This window comes from Cystobacter fuscus, from assembly GCF_002305875.1.
Classification (GTDB): Bacteria; Myxococcota; Myxococcia; order Myxococcales; family Myxococcaceae; genus Cystobacter; species Cystobacter fuscus_A.
On sequence record NZ_CP022098.1, the window covers coordinates 35,192 to 52,445 of the forward strand.

The window sequence follows — 17,254 nt, forward strand, 5'->3', positions numbered from 1 at the left end:
CCTGGACGTTTCCCGGCTGGCCCTCCCGGCGCGGGTGCACACCCTGGGAGGCATCATGATCCGATTCCCTGGAAGCTCCGTCGTCCTCCTGGCGCTCGTGGCGAGCGGCTGTGACACCTCGCAGGCGCCGTGCCGTGAGACCTGCCCGGACATCTCCGGGGTGTACTCCATCGAGAGCACTACGCCCGCGGGTGAGTGCGGCTTCAGCCCCTACCTGCTGCCGCCCAGCGTGCGACTCGAACAGACCCGCGACGGGCGCGGAGTGCTGTTCCACGTCATCGATCCCACCACGCAGATCGAGGTGCCCCTGTCCGGCGACGTCTACGCGCCCGAGTCCGGGGAGGAGGGCCTGCTCGGCTCGTTCCGGATCGACAGCCGCACCACCCGGCTCGCCCGCTCCGGGAGCGACCAGCTCGTGACGCTCGACGTGACCGTCATGGGCTCGGTGTCCCAGGTCGAGGACCGCCGGGTGCTGACCGCCACGGTGAACACCACGGACGCGGCGAGCAACCAGGGCTGTACCGCCACGCTGTCGGTGATGGGCGAGAGCCGGTAGGAGTCTCCCCGGCGGGCCTACCTGCGCGAGCCCGCCATCCGCTCGGCCAGATCGATGACCTTCGCCTCGACGTTGGAGTCATCCAGCTTGTCGATCTCCACGATGCCCGTGGGGCTGGTGACGTTCACCTCGGTGAGCCAGTCGCCGATGACGTCGATGCCCACCAGGTACAGGCCCCGCTCCTGGAGCGAGGGCTTGAGCCGGGCGCAGATCTCCCGCTCGCGCGCGGTGAGGCTCGTCTTCACGGGGGTGCCACCGGCGGCCATGTTGCCCCGGTGGTCGTCCTGGGAGGGCACTCGGAGCACGGCGCCACACGGCTCGCCGTCCACGAGGATGATGCGCTTGTCGCCCTGGCGGCTCTCGGGCAGGTAGGCCTGGGCGACGATCGCCTTGCGGCCTCCCACCGTGAGCACCTCCAGGAGCGAGCGCAGGTTCCGGTCTCCCGGCTGCATGAAGACGATGCCCTGGCCGCCAAAGCCCTCCACCGGCTTGAGGATGGTGCCCGCGGGGTGGCTGGCGACGAAGCGCGAGAGCTGCGCCATGTCGCGCGCGATGAGCGTCTCGGGCATCAGCTCCGGAAAGCGCAGGCCGAAGAGCTTCTCGTTGGCGTCGCGGATGCCGGTGGGGTTGTTGATGAAGACGGGCGCGCGGCCGTTGTGCAGCTCCACCATCTGGGTGGCCTGGATGAACTCCGCGTCGACGGGCGGATCCTTGCGCAGGAAGAGGACGTCGAGCTCGGACAGGGGCTGGAGCGCCTCGCCGAGCACGTCGAAGTGGCGACCGGGCTCACGGCGCACGGTGACGGTGCGCATGCGCGCCTCGGCGCGCGAGCCGTTGAAGCGCAGCCAGGGCTGCTCGAAGTAGCGCACCTGGTGACCCCGGCGCTGGGCCTCGAGCATGAGCGCGAAGGTGGAGTCGTGATCCACGCGCACCGACTCGAGGGGGTCCATGAGGAAGCCAAAGGTGAGCGCGGCCATGAAGTATGCCTCCAGGGAGAAAGGGACAGCCCGTGAGTAGACGGATGAAGCCGGGCAAGCGACAGAAAAAGCAAGGGGCAGGGGGTATTGCCGCCAGCACCCGGCCTCGGGGACGCTCGGGGGCATGCCCACCCCTCGTCCCGAGTCCGCCGCTCCCCCCGCCCTGGAGCGGCACCAGCGCCGACGCGAGCAGGGCATTCCCACCCTCACGGTGCTGGCGGGCCCTCCCGGCGCGGCCCTGGCCCTGTGGCGCCGCTGGCTCGACGCGCGCGGCCAGGCCCTGTGCGTCTGCACGAGCACCACCCCGGAAGGTCTGCTGCGCGAGTGGATGGAGGCGCTCGGCCAGGCGCGCCCGCCCACCACCGACGCGGCGGAGCACCTCGGGGCCGCCGCGGGGCTGCACCCGGGCGAGCTGGCCTCACGGCTGAAGGGCAAGACGGAGCACGAGCGCGGCGTCCTGCTCCAGGCACTGCTTCCCTCCCTGGCTCCCGGGGACGTGTCCGCCGCGTGCCGCGCCCTGCTCCAGCTTCCACAAGTTGTCCCCAATTCCACCGGGCCCCTGGACGCGGTGCTGGCCGCGTGCGAGGGGGACGCGATGCGCGCGCTCGGGGCGGTGCATGCGCTCGTGCCGGGCGGCGCGGCGCCGGCGATCCTGGTGTCGGACCCGGGCACGGTGGCGGGGTGGCTCGAGCAGGCGGCGCGCGTCTGCGCCCGGGCGTGTGAGAGCGTGCCCTCGCTCGTGGTGGCGCTCCAGACCGAGCGCTCCGGGTTGGAGGCGTACCTGCGCGGTCCGGAGAGCCACACGCGGGCACTCGTGCGCGAGGGCCGGGTGGAGCTGGCGGTGCCCTCCGCCGAGGAGCTGGTGCGGCGGATGGAAGCACTGGGCGTGCACAAGGCCCGCGCCCTGGAGGCTCCCCTGCGGCAACTGGCGGCCGACGGGATTCCGGACGAGGTGCTCACCCGCTACGGCGAGGCGGCCCGGAAGCTCGAGGTGGCGGACCGGGAGTCCGAGGCGGCGGACGGAGCGCGCAGCGAGGCCGAGCGCTTCCTGTATGGGGTGCTCGACTCCCTGCCGGCCACCCGAGGCCTCTTCGAGCTCAATGCCAAGGCGGAGTTCCGGCTCCGGGGCCGGGCGGTGGAGGTGGATTTCCTCTCGCGCCGGCTGCGGCTGGCCGTCGAGGTGGACGGCTACCACCACTTCCGGGACCCGGAGCGCTACCGGAGGGATCGGCGCAAGGACCTGGCGCTGCAGCGGCATGGCTACTGGGTGCTGCGCTTCCTGGCCGACGACGTGGTGGCCAGGTTCGAGGAAATCCGCGACACTCTGCTGGAAGTCATCTCGATCCGGCGACAGGGCCTCGGAGGTCCACCGCCGCGAGGGGAGGATGGAGATGCAGGGCTCTGAGGTGTCTCGGGTGGGAGAGCTGGTGCTGGTCTGGCTGTTGACGCAGGCGGAGGGCAAGGGGGCGCGCAGCAAGGTATCCAGCGCGCTCAAGCCCTTCACGGCCCACCGCTGGAGTCCCGGCGAGTGGAGCACCCAGCTCGATGCGGCGCTGGGCGCGCTCGCGGCGGCGGGTCTCATCGAGCAGACGGCGCGCAAGGGCCTGGGCCTCACGAAGGAGGGCAAGGCGCGGGCACTCGAGTTCCTCGGCGAGCCTCGCCTGCCCAAGGGGCTCAACTGGAAGAAGCTGCGGCTCACCTGGCTCACGGCGCGCGCGTTGGATCTGCCCAACAGCCAGGGCGAGAAGCTGGGAGCGGCGAAGCACCTGCGCGCGGTGCTCGTGCAGAAGCAGCTCGGCCTGGAGCGGGTGGGCGCGCGCACGCTCAAGCAGGTGCAGGACGAGCTGTGCTGGAAGCAGCTCGGCGTGACGACGGACAAGCCCTTCACGCTCGCGGCGGTGCAATCGCTGCTGCTCGGCCAGGTGCTCCAGTCCTCGCGCGAGGTGAAGGCGTCCCAGGCGCTGGATCAGCTCGCGGCCCGGAAGGTGGGCGCGCGGCGCACGGACGCGGAGAGCCTGCGGCTGGCGGCCCTTCAATCCTGGGTGCTGCCCGCCTCGTCCCCTTCTCCCCAGGCCACCGCGGCGCCCGCTCCGGCGCGAGCACCCGAGCCCGTCCCGGCCCCCGCGCCGCGCTCCGTCGACGAGAGCCTGCCCGACTTCGCCGAGCGCGTGTTGAGCACCGCCCGGGCGGCGACGAGCGGACGCTTCGGGGACGATCGCGTCTTCATCTCCCATGTGTGGCGAGCGCTGGGAGACCCCGCCCTGGACGAGAGCACCTTCAAGAACCGGCTCATCGAGGCCAACCAGAAGCGCCTGCTGTCACTCAGCCGCGCCGACATGGTGAACCTGATGGATCCAGCGGATGTCTCCGCCTCGGAGACGCGCTACCTCGGCGCCACCTTCCACTTCATCGCCCTGTAACGCTTCCACATCTCGTCCGGCTCCCGGGGGAACGCCGATGAACCCACACGACTCGCGCCTCGCCGCCTTCCTGTCCGATCGCACCGAGGTCTTCCACTCCATCCAGCACCGCCACGAGGTGTGGCGCGAAGACCCCTTCGACGTGGAGTCCATCCACCAGGATGCGCGCGCCACCTTCGAGCGCATGCTCCAGCGTGCCACCACGCCTCCCGGGACACCCTCGGGACGCATCCTGCTGCTGCTCGGTGACTCGGGATGCGGCAAGACGCACCTGTTGCGCACCTTCCGCTCGCTCGTGCACGAGCGCTCGCTCGGCTTCGTGGGCTACCTGCAGATGACGACGTCCACGTCCAACTACGGGCGCTACGTCCTGTCCAACCTCATCGACTCGCTCGATCAGCCCTATTGCGAGCCGGGTGAGCCCCGCTCCGGACTGCGCAAGCTCTCCGACGTGCTGCTCTCCCAGTGTGGTCCGGTGGCCGCCCTGCTCGCGGATCCCGAGCAGGATCCCGAGGAGATCCCCGTCCTGGTGGAGAGCGCCGCGGATGATCTGCAGAAGCAGCCCGCCTTCGAGAAGCTCGACCTGGACCTCTTGCGCGCGCTGCTCTACCTGCAACGCGATGACACGCGCATCCGCAGCCGGGTGCTCAAGTACCTGCGCTGCGAGGATCTCTCCACGAGTGATCGCAAGGTGCTCGGCGGGATGGTGCCCCGTACCTACGACAACCATCCCCAGGAGATGGTGCAGCACCTGGGCCGGCTCATGGCCACGCTCAATCAGTCCCTCGTCTTGTGCGTGGACCAGTTGGAGGGCTTCGACGTCGAGGCCGCCCAGGCGCAGGCCTTCCAGCGCGCCATGCACCTGCTGTGCGACTTCGCCGAGAGCGCTCCCTCGTCGCTGATCGTCATCAGCTGTCTGCACACCTTCTGGACGGGGCTCCGGGAGAAGCTCCATCGCTCCACCCTGGATCGCATCGAGCGCGACCCCGAGCCCCTCAAGCTGGAGAATCAGCGCTCGGTGGACGAAGCGCGCCGCATCACCGAGCGCCGGCTGGAGCACCTCTACTCGATGGAGGACGCTCCCTTCGACCCCGCCGAGCCCACGTATCCCTTTCCTCACGAGGGCTTCGAGCGCCTCGCGGGTCTGACGACGCGCGAAGTGCTCGATGCCTGCCGACGCTGGCGGGAGCAGGCGGTGCGCGATCAGGCCCTGCCCGCGCAGTTTCCCCTGCGGGACGCACCGAAGGAGACCCGGCCTCCCCCCAACGAGACCAAGAAGCTCCTCGCGCTGGATCAGGCCTGGAACGACTTCCGCTCCACCCAGGCCACGCCTCCGCCCGAGGAGGATGGCCCGCTCGCCGAGCTGCTCGTGTGGGCGCTGAAGGCGATCGCGGACGAGCTGGAGACGGGCCACCGCTTCGACGTGCGGCGCCTGGGCGAGGTGCTCCAGGTGGACGTCTCTCCGGGTGACGAGAAGCTGCACGTGGCCCTGTGCAACCGGGGCACGCAAGGCGGAGGGCTCGCCAATCAGATCGAGCAGACCCGCAAGGAAGCCCGGGGCCGCACGCCCGTGGTCATCCGCACCAGCGACTTCCCGAGCAACCCCAAGACCCAGGCCGCCGCGGAGCTCGGCAAGCTGCTGAGCAAGGGCGGCCGCCGCGCGGTGCTCGAGGACAGCGACAGCCGCACGCTGATCGCCCTGCGCGCCTTCCGCGAACAGCACGGCTCCCGCCCCGACTTCGCCGCCTGGTTGCGCTCCTCCCAGCCCCTCACCCAGCTCAAGCCCCTGCGCGACATCCTCTCGTTGGATCAACTGCGCTCGGCGTCCTCTCCACCTCCCACACAGGTCACCCCCCATGTCTTCCACAAACCGGCCGACACCTCCCAGCGCTCCCACGCCGCAAAGGCCGCCGACTCCTCCGAGCCGGCCACAACCTCCCGCGCCCCCCAACCCGTCTCCGACCGCACCGAGGCCCGCGCCTCAAACCAATCGCTGAACCCCTCCCGTGACGAGGAGGCCTCGCTCACGGAGACCGCCCGCTACGGTGTCCCCATCCAGCCGGCGGGCACCACGAGCACCGACGACGTCTCGCTCACGGAGACCGCCCGCTACGGCGTCCCCATCCAACCGGTGAGCCCTTCCCGCACCGCGCCACCTCCTCGCCCCGAGTCCCCGCGCAAGCGCGAGCCCGTGCGCGTCGGCGAGACGGACAGCCTCTTGCGCGAGCCGGTGGTCTTCTCCCCCGACGAGTTCACCCGGCACGCCGCGTTCCTCGGCGGTTCGGGCAGTGGCAAGACGACGCTCGCGCTCAACATCGTCGAGCAGCTCGCCTTGCAGGGCGTGCCCACCATCCTCGTGGATCGCAAGGGAGACCTCGCGGGCTACGCCTCCGATGCCTTCTGGACGAGCACCGTGGGCGACCCGCGCCGGGCCATGCGACAGGGCGCGCTGCGCGATCGGCTCGACGTGGCGCTCTTCACCCCGGGCCATCCCGGTGGCCGTCCGCTCGCCATCCCCATCGTCCCGGATGGGCTCGATGCCCTGCCGGACTTCGACAGACAGCAGGCCACGCGCCACGCCGCCGAGGCGCTCGCGGGCATGCTGGACTACCGCCAGAGCCCCAAGGACAAGTCCTGCCGCACGCTGCTCGCCCAGGCCATCGATCAGTACGTGCAGCTCACGCGCGAGAGCGTCTCCCTGGAGCGGCTCGTGAAGTTCATCGGGGACAAGGATCCGCGTCTGGTCAACGCCGTGGGGCGCCTGGACGTGAAGCTCTTCGACAAGCTCGCCGATGACCTGGACCGGCTGCGGCTGGACGCCAGGATGCTGCTCGACGGCGAGGCGGAGAAGCTCGACATGGATCTGCTGCTCGGCCGGGGCGCCCACGCACTCCCGGGCCGCACGCGCCTGAGCATCGTCAGCACCAAGTTCCTCGGGGACAACAACAACGTGCTCTTCTGGGTGTCCCAGCTGCTCATCGAGGTGACGCGCTGGCTCAGCCGCAATCCCTCCACCCCCTTGCAGGCGGCGATGCTCTTCGACGAGGCGGACCTGTACCTGCCCGCCATGCGCCAGCCGTCCACCAAGCAGCCCATGGAGAACCTGCTCAAGCGCGCGCGCTCGGGAGGGCTGGGGCTGATGCTCGCCACGCAGAGCCCGGGAGACTTCGACTACAAGTGCCGCGACAACATCCGCGCCTGGTTCATCGGCCGGGTGAAGGAGAAGGTGTCGCTGGACAAGATGAAGCCCATGCTCAGCGAGGCCCGGGTGGATCCCGCGAGGATTCCCGGCCAGGCCACCGGCGAATTCCACGTGGCCCGGGATGGCCGGGTGGATCGCGTGAAGGCCGAGCCCTCGGCGCTGGCCACCGAGCAGCTCTCCGACGACGAGCTGTTGCGGCTGGCCGCGCGCACCCGGGAGTCCAGGCACCTGTCCTCCTGAGGCTCGCCCGGGGGTCCAGAAACGACCTTCCCCGCGAGGGCCCGCGTGCTGCGCGGGTCCTGGCGGGGAAGGAAGGGTGCGGCTCAGGGGGTGCGGCTCAGGAGATGTTCATCTTGAAGGCGGTGGCCTTCACCTGCTCCATGATGATGTCCTTGGCGGAGGTGCCCGCCACGCCCTGGGTCCCGCCGCTGCCACCGGGCGCGCTGGAGAGGATCTTGTTCAGATCGGCCATGTTGATGTGGACGTCGCCGCCCTTGCCCTTGGCGCCGTCGATGACCTTGGCCATGGACGGGTGGGCGAGCATGAACTGAGCGGCCTGCTGCAGCCGGGGAGGCGCCCCGCTGGCCGGGTTGGCCAGCTGCTTGAGCTCGGACAGGCCGATGTTGCCGTCACCCGAGCCCTTGCCCTTGCCGTTCATGCCGATGCCCTCGGCCACGGCGAAGTGGTTCTTGAGTTCCTGGGCCGCGCCGTACACGTCCATCGGCTTCGCCTGCGTGGGGCTCGCGAAGGTGCCGGAGGCGGTGGCGGGGCTCATCGCCGTCGTCGGGGAAGCCGTACCCGCGGCCTGGTTGAAGATGTTCATGAGGCTGTTGCCGCCCTGGGCGCCCTGGGTGCTGACAGGAGCGGTGGGCATGCTGGCCGTGGAGGCGGGCGCGCTGGCCATCATCTTCTGCAGGTCGGCGCGGTTGATGTGAACGTCACCGCCCTTGCCCTTGGCGCCGTCGATGACCTTGGCCATGGCGGGGTGAGCGAGCAGGAACTGGGCGGCCTGCTGCAGCTCGGCGGGGGCGCCGCTCTTCGGGTTGGCCAGGTTCTTGAGCTCGGACAGGCCGATGTTGCCATCACCCGAGCCCTTGCCCTTGCCGTTCATGCCGATGCCCTCGGCCACGGCGAAGTGCTTGTCGAGCGCGGAGGCCGCCTTGTAGACGTCCATTCCACCCGGGGCCGCGGTGCCGGAGGCGCCCATGGGCTGCTGCATGGGCGCGGAGCCGCTGATGGGGCTGGAGCCCAGGAGCGAGGCCATCGCGGAGGACAGCGTCTGCGCCATGTTCTGCAGGTTCTGGAGCTGCGACTGGGCGTTGGCCGTGGGGGCGGGCGCGTTGCCGAGGAGGTTCTGGAGCTGCGACTGGGCCGCCGAGGGCCCGGCGCCGCTGCCCGCGGGCGCGTTGGCCAGGAGCTTGTTCAGATCGGCCATGTTGATGTGGACGTCGCCGCCCTTGCCCTTGGCGCCGTCGAGGACCTTGGCCATGGCGGGGTGAGCGAGCAGGAACTGCGCGGCCTGCTGGAGCTGGGCGGGAGCGCCGCTGGCCGGGTTGGCCAGCTGCTTGAGCTCGCCCAGGCCGATGTTGCCGTCACCCGAGCCCTTGCCCTTGCCGTTGGTGCCGATGCCCTCGGCCACGGCGAAGTGGTTCTTGAGCGCCTGGGCCGCGCCGTACACGTCCATCGGCGCTCCCTGCGTGGGACTCGCGAAGGTGCCGGAGGCGGTGGCGGGGCTCATCGCCGTCGTCGGGGCGCTCGTGGGGATGTTGCCGGCGGTGGGGCTGGCGCCCAGGAGCGAGGCCATCGCGGCGGACATCTTCGGGGCGAGATCGTTGGAGACCGGCCCGGGCAGGCTGCCCGCGGGCGCGCCGGCCATCATCTTCTGCAGGTCAGCGCGGTTGATGTGAACGTCACCGCCCTTGCCCTTGGCGCCGTCGATGACCTTGGCCATGGACGGGTGGCTGAGCAGGAACTGGGCGGCCTGCTGCAGCTCGGGGGGAGCGCCATTGGCCGGGTTGGCCAGGTTCTTCAGCTCGCCCAGGCCGATGTTGCCGTCGCCAGAGCCCTTGCCCTTGCCGTTGGTGCCGATGCCCTCGGCCACGGCGAAGTGCTTGTCGAGCGCGGCGGCCGCCTTGTACACGTCCATGCCACCCGGGGCCGCGCTACCCGAGAGGTTCACCGGCGCCTGGCTCTGCGCCTGCATCATGCCGTCCTTGGGCAGCGCCGCACCGGTCTGCTGCGTGGCGGCGGTGAGCGCCTGCCCCAGCTGATTGATGGCCTGCGCCAGCTGAGCCGCCACCTGAGTTGCCTGGGCCGGGTTGGGAAGGTCGTTGCTGACGGTGGTGGTGGTGGTGGTCTGCGTGGTGCGGGTGATCGTGGTCATGGACGGGAACCCGGGAAGAAGGGGGGAGATTGAAAAACGTCGATAAGCGCGAGGGGGGGTTGTGCAGGTGATGTGCCAAATAAAGGCTACCAGGGGCACTGGAAAAGTGGAAGAGGGGGAAACTCCCGGAACCACTGCCCTTACAGGGAGATACAGAGGGGAGTCCCCTCGCGCCGCACATCAACGAGCGACGGAAGGGGCCAGAGGGGGGCGATCACCTCCGGTGACGGCAGTCACCATCGGCCCGTGAGAAACCCCTCGCTCCGAGGGGAGGAGGGCGATGACGGCAGTCACCGCCTGGTGACGGCAGTCACCACCCCAGGGCACGCGACGACCCCTCTCAACTCCCGAGAAATCACATATCAGGAAGGACTTCTCCGCTCGATTCTCGAGAAATGGTTCTCGGCAACCCGAACCCTCGCAGGAACCGCGCGAGATAATGCCTTCTCGAGGCTCAGGGGAAGGGGAACAGCTCGCCCACCTGCTTCTCGCTCCAGAACCACAGGCGTTCGATCTGCTCGCGGTCCTCGGCGAGCTTGGACACGGGGGCGGGCTTGCGGCGGTAGAAGTACTCCCCGGACACGCCGGACACCTCGTCGCTGGAGGCCAGGTACACGGAGGTGTCGGCGCCCTGCTCGGGGGTGATGAAGACGTAGGAGAGCAGCTTCATGATGGCCCGGCCACCCCCCGTGTCCCGGTCCACGCCGAGCTGGGTGCCCACCGCGCCGGGATGCAAGCAATTGGCGGTGACGGAGGTGCCGCGCAGCCGGTAGGCGAGCCCCTTGGTGAACAGGACATTGGCGAGCTTGGACTGGGCGTAGCCACGCCAGACGCTGTAGCCGCGCGTGAAGTGGGGATCGGCCCAGTGGATGTTGCCCACGCGGTGGGCTCCCGAGGACACGGTGACGACGCGGCCCTGGGGCGCGCGCTTGAGCGGCTCGAGCAACAGGAGCGTCAGCAGGAAGTGGCCCAGGTGGTTCACGCCGAGCTGGGCCTCGAAGCCGTCCCGGGTCGTCTCGCGCTTGAGCGACACCACGCCCGCGTTGTTGACGAGCACGTCCACCACCGGGTGGCGCTCGCGCGCCGCGCTCGCGAAGGCGCGGATGCTCTCGAGCGAGCCCAGGTCACACGGCAGGAGCTCGAGCTGGTGGGAGCCGCTGCGCTCGCGGGCGAGCTTCAACGCGGCCTCTCCGCGCTCGGCGCTGCGACAGGCCATCACGACGGTGGCGCCGCGCCGGGCCAGCTCCACCGTGGTGGCGAGTCCCACTCCCGAATTGGCGCCTGTCACGATCACCGTCTTGTTCTTCATCCGTCCGACTCCTGGCTGTGGGGTATCCGGGAAGGGAGTCCGGATGGCCATCGGGCCCATCTAGCGTTCCCCGCGCCCATCCGCTAGTCGACACGCGCGGGCGGAGATGAGCGCCCGCACCGTTGCCATGCGAGCGGGCCATCCCTACCTCCCGGCCATGAAAATGAACGCATGGATCATGGTCGTCGGTGTGGCGGGCCTCCTCGGTTGCGGTTCGACCATCGCCGACATCACCGACAAGCAGTCGGACGCGGTGAACGCGGTGGCCGACAGCACGTGCGACCGCTACGACGAATGCGGCGAGATCGCCTCCGGGAAGAAGTACACCACGCGCGACGAGTGCATGACCGCGGAGAAGGGCAACTGGAACAGCCGCTGGCCCGTGGCGGAGTGTGACAACCGCATCAACGGAGACAAGCTCCAGTTCTGTCTGGACGCCATCGCCGCGACGTCGTGTACCAACGTGCTCGATCAGATCAACACGGCCCTCGCCAAGTGCCCGCAGTCCGACGTGTGCAGCGGGGACTGAGCCACCGCACGGCGTGAGCGAAGAAGACACGGCGAGGGCCTGGAATCTCCTGGTTCCAGGCCCTCGCCGCGTTCAGGGAAGGGACTCTCCCCAATCCCTCCCCCCGTTCTGGTCGCCGTCTACTTCACGCCCACCGCCGTCCAGGCGTCCTTCACCTTCTGCACCTCCACCGACTTCGCGCCGTACAGGTCCGTGGCCGCCTGGATGGTGGCCTCGCGCGCCTGGGCGAAGTTGGTGTTGGGCGTCATGTACGTGGTGAGCGCCCGACCGAAGATCTTCTGGCTCTTCTCCATGCCGATGCCGCCGTCCACGCCCAGGCCCGACGTGCGATTCTTCCCGCCCTCGGTCACCAGGTAGAAGGCGTTGTTGGCGATGCCGCTCGAGCCGTGCACCTCCGTCTGCTTCGGGTAGTTGCTGTAGTGGTCGACCGAGTAGCCATCCTTGGTCGGATCGTCCATGTAGCGCAGCGCATCCCCGGTGCCGTTGGCCGGCGTCCACGCGTCCTCGCCCACCTTCCAGTCGAACTCCACCGACTTGTTCTTCTGCGCGGCGTACCACTCCACGCCCGAGCCGATGATGTCGCTGAAGGACTCGTTGAGGCCGCCGGACTCGCCGTCGTAGATGAGGCCCGCGGTGCGCTCGGTGAGGCCGTGGGCGATCTCGTGGCCCGCGATGTCCAGCGTGGTGAGCGGACCGGCGTTCTTCCCGTCGCCATCGCCGTAGTTCATCTTCTCGCCGTCCCAGTAGGCGTTGACCATGGCGCCGCCGTCCTGCTCGTTCACGTGCACGTAGGAGACGAGCTTCTCGCCCTTGCCATCCAGCGAGTTGCGGCCCAGCACGTCCTTCATGAAGTCGTACGTCATCTCCGCGCCGTAGTGCGCGTCCACCGCCGCCTTGTTGCGCGCGTTGTCACCCGCCTCGCCCCACACGTCGTTGGCGTCGGTGAAGGGCGTCGTGCCACTGGCCGTCGACTTGTTCTTCGCGTCGTACGTCACCACGCCCCCACCCCGGCTCTTGTCCTCCAGCGTGTAGGTGCCGTTGGCCTGCTTCGTGGTCGAGAGGTCCACCTTGCCGCTGTACATCGTGGTGTCGTTGCCCTTGCCGGCGGGCGTACCCGGAGCCGGCGTGGAGGGCGTGGTCGGAGTGGACGGGCCCGCCTTGGCGTGCGGCACCTCGATGCCGCCCATCTGATCGAAGCTCTTGAAGAGCTCACCGGTGTTGGCGTCCACCAGGTAGTTCATGCGGCGCGGACGCTCCTCGGCGCCGAGGGACGAGGTCTTGGTGAGCTGCACGTGGTAGGCGGCGCGGTAGTTGCCGTCCTTGTCCTGGGCGACGACGCGCTCGGAGGTGGGGGCGCGGTCCGTGGTGCCGGCGAACTGCTTCTGGGCGATGGCGAGCGCGTCCTTGGCCTCGAGCTTCACGGGCGCCGAGCCCAGGCCATTAGGGATGTTGGACAGCGTGCCCGTGGTGCTGGCCACCTTGCCGTCCTTGTCCAGGTGGCTGATGACCTGCTCGGCGAAGACCTTGGTGCCCTCGTGGGTGCGGTCCAGGCGCACGTGCGTCATGCCCAGCTCGTCCTTGAACACCTGGCGGGGGGTGAGCTTCGAGGAGACATCGCCACCGGCCACCAGGCCGCGCCCGGCGGTGGGAGCGGTGGAGCGCAGGTGCGCGAGCGACTTCTGGATGGCGTTCTTCGCCTCCTGGCTGTCGAGCGCCAGGGGACCCACGCTGGCGGCGGCGGAAGCGACCTGGCCCGCGGAGAGCGCCACGGCCGGACGAGAGGCGGTGGCGAACGTGGAGCCGGCACCGAAGCCCGTGGCCGCCGGGGTCTCACCCTTGGGCGTCGCGACCGGCTCCTGGGGGGCGGCGGGAGCGGCGGGAGCGGTGCTGGTCGAGGAAGAGGAGACGATCGGGCTCTGCTTGTTGTTGATTTGCATGGTGGGGAGAACCTTCGAAGCAGGGGTGGGAACCGCTCATCCGATGTGGTTGATGTGCGCTACATAGAGCATCATGTGTGCCAATGACCGCAATTCGTCCCGTATAGATGTAAATGGTTGATTTGACGGGAAGCGGCTTCAGGCAGGTGGGGAGAGGGGGTGACCGCAGTCACCCAGGTACGGGCCCTGAGGTGGTGACGGGAGTCACCACCCTGGTGACGGGAGTCACCAGGTGGGCCGAGCGGACAGGAGGGAGCCGCGCGCCGCCGGGAGTCCGGAGCGCCCGACGAAGCGGGAAGGAGGGGGAAGGGACTGCTCGGGAGCGGAGCGGCGGCACTCGGGGCCTTCCTGGGGGCTCCGGCCGGCACGGGCTCCGCCCCCGGGGACTTCAGGGGTAGAGCAGCTCGACGCCCTGCAGACGCAGGAGCTGCTTGGCCAGTTCCTGCACGTTCTCCACCTCGGCCTTGCCCAGGACCTTGCGCATGCCCTTCTTGAGGTCGGTGGAGGCCAGGATCATCAGGTTGAGCACCTGGCGGTTGGTGAGCCGGGGATTGAGGCGGCGCAACTGGGCGACGATGGTGCCGAGCTGGGCCACGGGCAGTCCCGCCACCATGACCTGGGGATCGTCTCCGTCCTCCGCCTCCAGGCCCACCGCGAGGATGCGCGGATGGACGAGCAGGGACTGGAGGAAGTTCTTCTCCATCGGCAGGCCCACGCGCTTGAGCTCGGCCTGCATGGGGCCCATGTCGAAGCCCGGCATGACGGGCAGCACGCCCGCGTTCTCGTAGAGCTCGAGCACCTCGTCGTACTGCTGGCGGATGTCCTTGCCCGAGCGGCTGGCCTTGAACTCCTCGAAGCAGTCGTGCACCTCGGTGATCAACGCCTGGAGCAGGTAGTTGTCGCCGAGCGAGTTGGCCACGCCCAGCGTCTGGGCCATGCGGGCCCGGCGCTCGGGGACGGTGCTGGGCTCCTTCCACAGCTCATACGTCAGGGAGCTCTCGCTGAGCACCAGCGACAGGTTCACCACGCCCAGACGGCCCGGGTTCTTGATGAACTTGGCGAGCCGGCCGTGCACGTCCTTCATGCCCGCCAGCAGGCGATCCATCAGCGCGGCGCGCAGCTTGGCGCGGCCTTCCATGGCCTCGCGGGCGGAGTCGCCCCGAGGAGTCTCCTCGGACTTCTCCTGCTCGGCCTGCTCGAGCGTCGAGGCGACGGCGGCCTCGCGAAAGGGCGACACGGTCGGGCCCTGGGTGGGGACGTGGGCTCCACCGGTGCGCACGGGCTGCTGGAAGCGGCTCTTCGCGTCCTGCTTGTCCGCGAGGCCCTGACCTCCATCCAGACGCGCCTGATGGCCGACCTGGCCACCGACGTCCATCCCATCCTTGCTCTGGAGCGCCTTGGCGCCCGCGCTGGTGCCCTCGTTGCCGAGGGGCTTGGCGCCCGCGCTGGTGCCCTCGTTGAGCAGGGGCCTGGCGCCCGCGCTGGTGCCCTCGGTGCGAGCCTTGGCGTTGGCCGCGCCCGCCGCGGGTTTGCCCTGGGATTTACCCGCCGCGGGTTTACCCGTGTCCCGGCTGTCCTTGCGGACGTCCTCACGCAGCTTCTGATCCGACGGGAGCTGCTTCGGAATGACTGGTTGTCCGATACGGACGGCCATGTTGCTCTACCCCTTGCGTGAAGTCTGGAGTTGTACACCCAACCAAGAGGGGGGGTCCATGTGGGTCCACGGAACCCATCGAGCACCTCGAATCCGAGGAGCGGGCGAGCGAGCCGACGCATGCGCTCCACCCCGGCCAGGAGGAAAGACGAAGGGCCCCCGGACAAGGTCCGGAGGCCCTCGGGAGAGGCGCGGGAGCGGGTGCGTCAGGTGCCCTTGCGGCCTTGCTGGGAGAGCAGCTCCACGGTCGTCTCGCCGAGCTTCCGGACGGGATTCACGCTGGCCAACTGCTGAATCTTGCCGAGCGCCTCGCCGAGGACGTCCCCGAGCATCCGGGCGGTCTCGCGCAGGTCCGAGCCCCGGGGACGCTCGAGCAGTTTCTTGAGCTTCTCGGAGGCCTCCAGGAGCGTCTTGGCGACCTCGGCCTTGTTGTTCTTCTGCTGCTCCAACAGCTTCTGGATGGAGTCGTTGAGCTTGTTCTTGAGGGCCTCGCCGTTCTCACCCTTGAGCGCCTGGACGAGCTTCTCGCCGAACTCGTTGTCGATGACCTGGCCGAGCGTCTTGCCGAACTCACCGCCACCGAGGGCCTCGTCGATCGCGCCACCGTCCACTCCGGCCGCCTTCGCGCTGCCCGGAGCGGAGGACGCCGGAGTGCCAGGCTCCTCGGCGCCGTTGAACAGGGCCATCATCTTCTGGATGGCCTGCATCATGTCGCCCACCTGCTTGAGCAGCTGGGCCTTGTCGGTGTCACCGGAGGGCGCGGTGGAGGAGGAGGCGGGAGGGGGCGAACCACCGGGGGTCGAAGACTCGGCCATGGGGGATTTCCTATCGAAGGGGAACGGGAAGCACTACCACCCGTGGGTGATATGCGACTTCCTATACCACAGGATTGGAATGACCCCCGGGAGCGCGGGGGCCCTTCGCGCGTCAGCCGCCGTCGCGATCTTCCAGGCCATGCTTGCGCAGGAGCTTGCGCAGGTAGACGCGATCGATGCCGGCCTCGCGCGAGGCGCGCGAGATGTTGCCCTCACAGCGCTCGAGCAGACCCTTGAGGTAGTCGCGCTCGAAGCCCTCGATGAGCCGCTCCTTGGCTTCCTTGAAGGGCAGATCCAGCTCGGCGGTGGAGGCGCCCATGGCCTGCTCGGCGCCCGCGCCCAGGGGAGGCAGCTCCGGCAGGGCCTCCTCGCCCAGGTTGACCACCTGCTCCACCACGTTGCGCAGCTCGCGCACGTTGCCCGGCCATGGGTACTGGCTGAGCAGCGCGCGCGTCTGGTCCGACAGGGCGCTCGGGGGCTTGCCCATGCGGCCGAGCACGGTGTCGATGAGCAGGGGGATGTCCTCGGGGCGCTCGCGCAGGGCGGGCAGGGTGACGCGCAGCACCGCGAGCCGGTGGTAGAGGTCGCGGCGGAACTTGTTCGCCTTGACCGCGCCCTCCAGGTCCACGTGCGTGGCGGCCACCACGCGCATGTCCACGGTGCGGTAGTCATTGGCGCCCACGCGCTTGACCTGCCGGCGCTCCAGCACCCGCAGGAGCCTGGGTTGCAGATCCAGGGGCAGCTCGCCCACCTCGTCGAGGAAGACGGTGCCACCCGCGGCGCGCTCGAAGGCGCCGGCGCGGTCCGTCTGGGCGCCGGTGAAGGCCCCCTTCACGTGCCCGAACAGCTCGGACTCGATGAGCGAGGGGGCGATGCCCGCCAGGTCCACGATGATGAAGGGGCCCTTGGCGCGCTTGCTCTCGTTGTGGAGCGCCTCGGCGCACAGCTCCTTGCCCGTGCCCGTCTCGCCCTGGATGAGCACGTCCGAGCCGCCCGGCGCCATGCGCTCGAGCAGGGTGAAGACCTCGCGCATCTTGCGGCTGGTGCCCACGAGCGCGCCGAAGTGATCGCGCCCGGACAGGGGCATGGAGCGCTCGCGGGTGTCCTCGGGCACCACCTTGAGCTCGGTGGTGCCCAGGGTGATGACGCTGCCCGGGCGCAGCTCCATCTGCGAGAAGCGCAGCCCCTCGCAGAACGAGCCGTTGCGCGAGTCGAGGTCGACCGCCAGCACATGCTCCTCATGCACCTCGATCCGCAGGTGCTGGCGCGAGATGGTCTTGTCGGCCAGGATGATGTCGCACGTGGGAGCCTTGCCCACGATGTACTCACGCTGGTCGAGCGAATAGCCGCGACCCGCTTCGGAGCCGGACAACACGAGCAGTTTCATCCGCACGCGGCCGGGAGCGACGCGCTGGAGAGTCGCGGTCGCATCCAGATTCTCATCTTCCTCGTAAGACGACACGGTGGGGACG

Annotated in this window: 12 protein-coding genes; 5 read left to right on the plus strand and 7 right to left on the minus strand. The window is 69.4% G+C overall.

Annotation, left to right across the window (positions count from 1 at the left end):
- The first annotated feature begins 55 nt into the window (after positions 1-55).
- Complete coding sequence (locus CYFUS_RS00180; RefSeq protein WP_157758138.1) at positions 56-556, plus strand: hypothetical protein; 501 nt, start codon at positions 56-58, stop codon at positions 554-556.
- A gap of 17 nt (positions 557-573) precedes the next feature.
- On the opposite strand, the gene gshB is transcribed toward CYFUS_RS00180, so the two are convergent.
- The gene (gene gshB / locus CYFUS_RS00185; RefSeq protein ID WP_095983353.1) at positions 574-1,533 is read right to left on the minus strand and encodes a glutathione synthase; all 960 of its coding nucleotides are present in this window, start codon (positions 1,531-1,533) and stop codon (positions 574-576) included.
- 124 nt (positions 1,534-1,657) lie between these two features.
- On the opposite strand from gshB, the gene CYFUS_RS00190 reads away from it, so the two are divergent.
- Genes CYFUS_RS00190 through CYFUS_RS00200 form a run of 3 tightly spaced genes read left to right on the plus strand, consistent with a single transcriptional unit; the run spans position 1,658 to position 7,395 of the window.
- A complete protein-coding gene (locus CYFUS_RS00190) occupies positions 1,658-2,938 on the plus strand; it encodes a DUF559 domain-containing protein (RefSeq protein ID WP_095983354.1) in 1,281 nt (426 codons plus the stop codon).
- The gene (locus tag CYFUS_RS00195; protein WP_095983355.1) at positions 2,925-3,953 is read left to right on the plus strand and encodes a hypothetical protein; all 1,029 of its coding nucleotides are present in this window, start codon (positions 2,925-2,927) and stop codon (positions 3,951-3,953) included. The genes CYFUS_RS00190 and CYFUS_RS00195 overlap by 14 nt, the downstream gene beginning before the upstream one ends.
- A gap of 37 nt (positions 3,954-3,990) precedes the next feature.
- Positions 3,991-7,395, plus strand: coding sequence for a helicase HerA domain-containing protein (locus CYFUS_RS00200; protein WP_095983356.1), 3,405 nt, complete (start codon positions 3,991-3,993; stop codon positions 7,393-7,395).
- Between the two features lie 97 nt (positions 7,396-7,492).
- Here CYFUS_RS00200 and CYFUS_RS00205 read toward each other — a convergent pair whose 3' ends face one another.
- Both CYFUS_RS00205 and CYFUS_RS00210 read right to left on the minus strand, forming a co-directional pair.
- Positions 7,493-9,538: a hypothetical protein gene (locus CYFUS_RS00205; protein ID WP_095983357.1), complete on the minus strand. Its 2,046-nt coding sequence runs from the start codon at positions 9,536-9,538 to the stop codon at positions 7,493-7,495.
- 454 nt (positions 9,539-9,992) lie between these two features.
- The gene (locus CYFUS_RS00210) at positions 9,993-10,847 is read right to left on the minus strand and encodes an SDR family oxidoreductase (RefSeq protein WP_095983358.1); all 855 of its coding nucleotides are present in this window, start codon (positions 10,845-10,847) and stop codon (positions 9,993-9,995) included.
- A 178-nt stretch (positions 10,848-11,025) separates the two neighbouring features.
- Here CYFUS_RS00210 and CYFUS_RS00215 point away from each other — a divergent pair, with 178 nt between their 5' ends.
- A complete protein-coding gene (locus tag CYFUS_RS00215; protein WP_095991717.1) occupies positions 11,026-11,376 on the plus strand; it encodes a DUF6184 family natural product biosynthesis lipoprotein in 351 nt (116 codons plus the stop codon).
- Between the two features lie 119 nt (positions 11,377-11,495).
- Here CYFUS_RS00215 and CYFUS_RS00220 read toward each other — a convergent pair whose 3' ends face one another.
- The 4 genes from CYFUS_RS00220 to CYFUS_RS00235 all read right to left on the minus strand — a co-directional run bounded on the left by CYFUS_RS00220 (position 11,496) and on the right by CYFUS_RS00235 (position 17,169).
- Positions 11,496-13,313, minus strand: a complete 1,818-nt coding sequence (locus CYFUS_RS00220; protein WP_095983359.1) for a M4 family metallopeptidase — start codon at positions 13,311-13,313, stop codon at positions 11,496-11,498.
- 388 nt (positions 13,314-13,701) lie between these two features.
- Complete coding sequence (locus CYFUS_RS00225; RefSeq protein WP_095983360.1) at positions 13,702-14,967, minus strand: hypothetical protein; 1,266 nt, start codon at positions 14,965-14,967, stop codon at positions 13,702-13,704.
- A 206-nt stretch (positions 14,968-15,173) separates the two neighbouring features.
- On the minus strand, positions 15,174-15,782 hold the full coding sequence (locus CYFUS_RS00230; protein ID WP_095983361.1) for a hypothetical protein: 609 nt from the start codon (positions 15,780-15,782) through the stop codon (positions 15,174-15,176).
- Between the two features lie 112 nt (positions 15,783-15,894).
- Entirely contained in the window at positions 15,895-17,169 is a 1,275-nt protein-coding gene (locus CYFUS_RS00235) for a sigma 54-interacting transcriptional regulator (RefSeq protein WP_232537280.1), read from the minus strand.
- Positions 17,170-17,254 lie beyond the last annotated feature (85 nt).